This is a genomic window from Nonomuraea sp. NPDC049784 (assembly GCF_040659615.1).
GTDB lineage: Bacteria > Actinomycetota > Actinomycetes > Streptosporangiales > Streptosporangiaceae > Nonomuraea.
The window spans coordinates 1-4,955 of the sequence record NZ_JBFAMX010000696.1 but is presented as its reverse complement, the minus strand read 5'-3'; the positions used below and the strand labels follow the sequence as shown (position 1 = coordinate 4,955).

6 protein-coding genes are annotated in these 4,955 nt (G+C 69.7%); 1 reads left to right on the top strand and 5 read right to left on the bottom strand.

Annotation, left to right across the window (positions count from 1 at the left end; genetic code table 11):
• Positions 1-69: 69 nt before the first annotated feature.
• Both AB0J09_RS56070 and AB0J09_RS56065 read right to left on the bottom strand, forming a co-directional pair.
• Positions 70-516 (bottom strand): aldehyde dehydrogenase family protein, encoded by a 447-nt coding sequence (locus AB0J09_RS56070; protein WP_360710665.1) that lies wholly within the window; start codon positions 514-516, stop codon positions 70-72.
• A 14-nt stretch (positions 517-530) separates the two neighbouring features.
• Entirely contained in the window at positions 531-1,928 is a 1,398-nt protein-coding gene (locus AB0J09_RS56065) for a GMC oxidoreductase (protein WP_360710663.1), read from the bottom strand.
• Positions 1,929-2,041: 113 nt separating this feature from the next.
• On the opposite strand from AB0J09_RS56065, the gene AB0J09_RS56060 reads away from it, so the two are divergent.
• The gene (locus AB0J09_RS56060; RefSeq protein ID WP_360710661.1) at positions 2,042-2,197 is read left to right on the top strand and encodes a hypothetical protein; all 156 of its coding nucleotides are present in this window, start codon (positions 2,042-2,044) and stop codon (positions 2,195-2,197) included.
• A 420-nt stretch (positions 2,198-2,617) separates the two neighbouring features.
• On the opposite strand, the gene AB0J09_RS56055 is transcribed toward AB0J09_RS56060, so the two are convergent.
• From AB0J09_RS56055 to AB0J09_RS56045, 3 genes are all read right to left on the bottom strand, one after another.
• Positions 2,618-3,592: a glycine betaine ABC transporter substrate-binding protein gene (locus AB0J09_RS56055; protein ID WP_360710658.1), complete on the bottom strand. Its 975-nt coding sequence runs from the start codon at positions 3,590-3,592 to the stop codon at positions 2,618-2,620.
• Between the two features lie 49 nt (positions 3,593-3,641).
• Complete coding sequence (locus tag AB0J09_RS56050; RefSeq protein WP_360710655.1) at positions 3,642-4,412, bottom strand: ABC transporter permease; 771 nt, start codon at positions 4,410-4,412, stop codon at positions 3,642-3,644.
• Positions 4,402-4,955 (bottom strand): ATP-binding cassette domain-containing protein (locus tag AB0J09_RS56045; protein WP_360710652.1); only part of this gene is annotated, 554 nt, incomplete at its 5' end. The genes AB0J09_RS56050 and AB0J09_RS56045, both read right to left, overlap by 11 nt.

Here is a 4,955-nt window from a genome sequence, read left to right as displayed (position 1 = left end):
CCGTGCCTCGGCCTCGAAGTCGGCCGCGGGATAGGCGACCGCGGTGTCCTCGGCGAAGAAGGGGGAAGTTCACGGCACGATGACCGCCGTGACGCCGGGCGGCCTGCGCAGGATCGTGGTGCCGCTCCCGTCCGGACCGGCGATGGTCTCCTCGAACGCGTAGTCCAGAGCCTCGGCCGCCGCCGTCCTGAACGCCTGCGCCGCGCCGGCGATGAAGGTCCGGCCGAGGGCGACGGGCTTGCCCATCTCGCGGCATTCGATCTCGGCCAGTTCGCCGGCGTGATCGGCCATCGTGTCCGCCCATCGGGACAGCCGTTCCACGCGTTCGGCGACCGGCAGCGCGGCCCAGGCCGGCTGCGCGCGGACGGCCGCGTCCACGGCCCGGTGGACGTCCTCCGCCGAGGCGCTGGGGCAGCGGGCGACGACCTCCTCGGTCGCCGGATTGATCACCTCATGGAACGCGTCGCCACGGGAGTCCTCCCACGTGCCGCCGATCAGGTTCTGCAGGGTCTTCACAGGGATGGTGCTCCTTAGAGGCGGTCGGCCATGAGCTCGCCGACCATGATCGTCGCCAGGTTGGTGTTGGCCAGGGGGACGGACGGGAAGATCGACGCGTCGACCACGCGCAGACCGTCGACCCCGAGGATCCGGCAGGACGGGTCGACCACCGTGGAGGCGTCGCCGGGCGCTCCCATACGGCAGGTGCTGGTGCCGTGCTGGGCGTCCACCGCGGTGGCCAGCAGGTGGTCGTCGAGCTCGGCGTCGTCGTCCAGCACCGCGAACAGGCGGCTGTTGCGGGTCTCGACGGAGCCTTCGACGATCGGGGCGACCTCGGGGCCGCGCGCCATCTCGGCCAGGGCACGCACCCCCTGGCGCAGCCGCTCCAGGTCGCGGGCGTCCGACAACATCCGCTCCCGCACCTCGGGCTGGGCCTGCGGGTCGGCGGACGTCAGCGTCAGCACGCCGCGCGAGTGGTTCTGGTTCAGCCACACGCCGAAGCCGCCCGCCGGGAACCGCGTGTCGGCGGCCTCCATGGACAGCACGTTCTGGTTCAGCGAGACGAACATCATGTCGTGGGGCAGGCCATCGGGACCGCTGGTGAAGCGGACGCAGACGTTGGTGTGGCGGTCGTCGGCCGTCTTGATGGCGGCGTCCGCGGTCAGCGGCAGCTCGACGACGACCATCGGGTGGTCCTGCATGCCGAGGCCGACCGGGAGGTCCTGCCGCACCGTGATCCCCAACCGGCGCAGGTGGTCCGCCGGGCCGACCCCCGATCGCATCAGGATCGCCGGGGAGTGGATGACGCCCGCGCTGAGCACGATCTCGTCGGCGTACTCGGTCGTCGCCCTCCCGTCCACGATGACCTGGACGCCGACGGCGCGGTCACCGGAGAAGACGACCCGGTCCACCAGGGCCTGGCCGCGTACGGTGAGGCCGGGCAGGGACCGGGCCGGTTCGAGGTAGCCGTCGTTGACCGTGACCCTGCGCCCGGCGCGGGAGTTGATCGGGTACGGCGAGACCCCGCTCGCGTGCGGCGCGTTCACATCGGGAGCCCAGGGGGCCCGGCGGCGAGCGCCGCGGCGCACAGGGCGGAGTCCGCGCCGCCCCATTGGTCCCGCGGCATGCGGAAGATCGGGGTCGGCCCGCCACGCCCGTGGTACGGCTCGTCCCCGAACTCCTCGTCGTCTTCCAAAGTGCGCGGGGCCGCTTGCGGGCGCGCCGGCCTGGCCGCCGATGGCGTGCTGAACCAGGGCTTCGAGCTGGGCGGTGACGTCGTCGAGGGGGCGGATGTCACGTCGGGCGCGGCACATCGCGACCGTGCCCTCCACCGACGCCACGATCAGGGTCGCCAGCTGGGAGGCTTGGGCCTGGTCGGCGCCGTGGTCGCGCAGCGACGCGGCGAGCATCCGCTCCCAGGTGCTGAACACGTCGGCGGCAGCGTTGATCGCTTCGGGGGTGCCGTCGGCGGGAGGCTCCTCGACCGCGACGGCCCGCCACCCTCCGAGTCGGCGTCTCTCACGCCCGCGCGAACCTCCCCACCTTGCTCGACTTCGTCCACCGCACCGGCTTCCCCGCCGAACACGTCACCACCCTGACCGCCGACTGGGACGACGCCCCGGCCGCCTACGCCGCCAAGACCACCAAACTCGTCCTGGCCCGTGATCCACTCCCCACCCGGAACGAGCACACTTCATGATCAGCCTCACCCACCGGGTTGTTGACGCCCATGTTCGCCGTCGGCCCGGGCACCGTCCTCGCGGCCGGCGGCACCACGACGTTCGGATACGTCGCCGGCGGCAACGGCGCCACCGCGCCCGCCGGGATCGGCTGCTCCAGCCCCTGACTTCGATGAACCTGCAGGCACAGATTATGAGTCGGTTTCCCGCGGAGTGGTTCAGGTCAAGGTGACCGTACGCACCACCGGCGAGGCCGCCGACCTGCCACACGTCGCCCTGCGCAGAGTGCTGAACTGAAACGCCGATCCCACGGGACACCGAACACGTACATGTTCGGCTTCAAGCCCTGACCAGGCTGCCGTCCTCCTCCTGGCGCCCAGAGGGAGGACGGCAGCCTCGGCGCCGGTGCGGAAGCCGGCTACCCGCGACGTTCGCGGCCGTCAGCTCTTGTCGGCGCCAAGGAAGCCTTCCTTGCCCAGCCAGTCGGCGGAGACCTTGGTCGGCTCCTCACCGTCGACGTCGATGCGGGCGTTGAGCCGCTGCATGGTGGCGTCGTCCAGCTTGGCGATCACGGGCTGGAGCACCTTCTCAAGCGCCGGGTACTTGTCGTACGTCTCCTGGCGCAATGTCACGGCCGCGTTGTAGATCGGGAAGAACTTCTTGTCGTCCTCCAGGACGGTGAGGCCGAGCGCGGCGATGCGGCCGTCTGTGGTGAACACCTCACCGAAGTTGCACGTCTGGCCCTTGTCCGTCTCGGTGTAGACGACGCCGGTGTCGAGCAGGCTGACGCGGTCCTTCGGGATGGTCATGCCGTACGTCTTGGAGAGGCCGGACAGCCCGTCGTCACGAGTGGAGAACTCGGTCTCGATGCAGACCGTGACCTCTTGGGGCTTGGTTCTGGCCAGCTCGGCCACGTCCGAGAGCGTCTTGACACCCAGCTCCTTGGCCTTCTCGGAGCGGATGGCCAGCGCGTAGGTGTTGTTCAGGGGAGTGGGCCCGATCCAGTGGATCTTGTTCTTCTGCAGGTCCGCCTCGGCGGTGGCCTTGAACTGCTTGGCCGAGTCTTGGATAGGTGTGGTGTTCTTGAGATGCTCGATCCAGCCGGTGCCGGAGTACTCCCAGTACAGGTCGATCTCGCCCGACTCCAGGGCCTTGCGGTTCGGTACGGTGCCGCCGAGGTTGGTCTTGTCGACGACCTCGGCTCCATGCGCCTTGAGCAGCTGTACGGCGATGTTGCCGAGCACGATGTTCTCGGTGAAGTCCTTGGAACCGATGACGAACTTGGCGCCGGCCAGTTCGTTACCCGCGCTGGAGGCTTCGACGGCGTCGGCGGAGCCGCACGCGCTCACGGTCGTCACGGTCAACGCCGCTGCGGCGAGCAGGGTGAACGTCTGTCGAAGGGGGCGGGAGAGCATTACAGGGACACCTCTTGATATGTGATCGGGAACTGTCGGATGGGGAAGGTCACATGCCGCGCGGCTTGAGCAGTTTCTCTGCGAGGCCGCCCAGCCAGTCGATGAAGAAGGCGATGCACGCGGTCAGCACACCGCCGACGATGGTCACGGGCATGCGGTTCAGCTTGAGCCCGTTGATGATGAGTTCGCCGAAGCCGCCGGCGGCGACGAACGCGCCCAGGGTGGCGACGCCGACGGTCAGCACGAGCGCGGTACGCAGCCCGGCCAGGATCGCGGGCACGGCGAGCTTGAGCTCCACTCGGCGCAGGACCTGGCCCTTGGTCATGCCCATGCCACGGGCGGCCTGGATGAGGGCCGGATCGACCTGCTGCACACCGACCATCGTGTTGCGCAGCACCGGGAGCACGGCGTACGCGACGAGGCCGACCAGCGCGGTCTGGAAGCCCACGCCCATCAGGAACGTGCACAGCACGAGCAGGCCGATGCAGGGGACCGCCTGGCCCAGGTTGCCCACGGTGAGGATGGCCGGCGCGATGAACCGGTTCCTGGCCCGGGAGGCCACCACGCCGAGCGGGATCGCGATGACCACGACGAGGGCCGTGGCGGCGAGCGTCATCTCCAGGTGCTCGACGGCCTTGGTCAGGATCACCGACCGGTTGAGGCTGCGCTGCTCGATGGAGTCGAGCTCCAGCGTTCCGATCCAGACGTACAGCGCGGCCAGCGCGACGCAGATGGCGGCGGGCGTGATGACGTGGCGAAGGCCGCCGGCAGTACGCGCCACGGCCCGGGCCGGGCCGGCGGCCAGCGTTTCAGCGGTCACTGGAGACCGCCTCCTCGGGCCGGCTGCCTACGGCCGCGCATAGCGTGGCGTAGGTGAGCACGCCTGAGGGTGAGCTGCAGCGATCGGTGCCGTGCGCCAGCATGAGGTCCAGTGCCTCTCGCAGGCTCGCGTCCACGGTGATCTGCGGCAGAAGGCTGTCCGGCAGCGAGCTCGTGACCGGCACGTCCGCCACGCGCAGCAGCGCGAGCCGCTTGAGCGTGGCATCCTGGCCGATGAAGCCCGCGACATAGTCGTCGGCGGGATCGCTCAGGATCGCCGCGGGCGTGTCGTACTGGGCGATGTGCGACCCTTCTCGCAACACGGCGATGCGATCACCCAGCTTGATGGCCTCTTCGAAGTCGTGAGTGACGAAGATGATGGTCTTGCGCAGCTGTTTCTGCAGCTTGACGAACTCGTTCTGAAGGTGCTCGCGGGTGATCGGGTCGGTGGCCCCGAACGGCTCGTCCATGAGCATCACGGGCGGGTCGGCGGCCAGCGCCCGGGCGACGCCCACGCGCTGCTGCTGGCCGCCGGAGAGCTGGC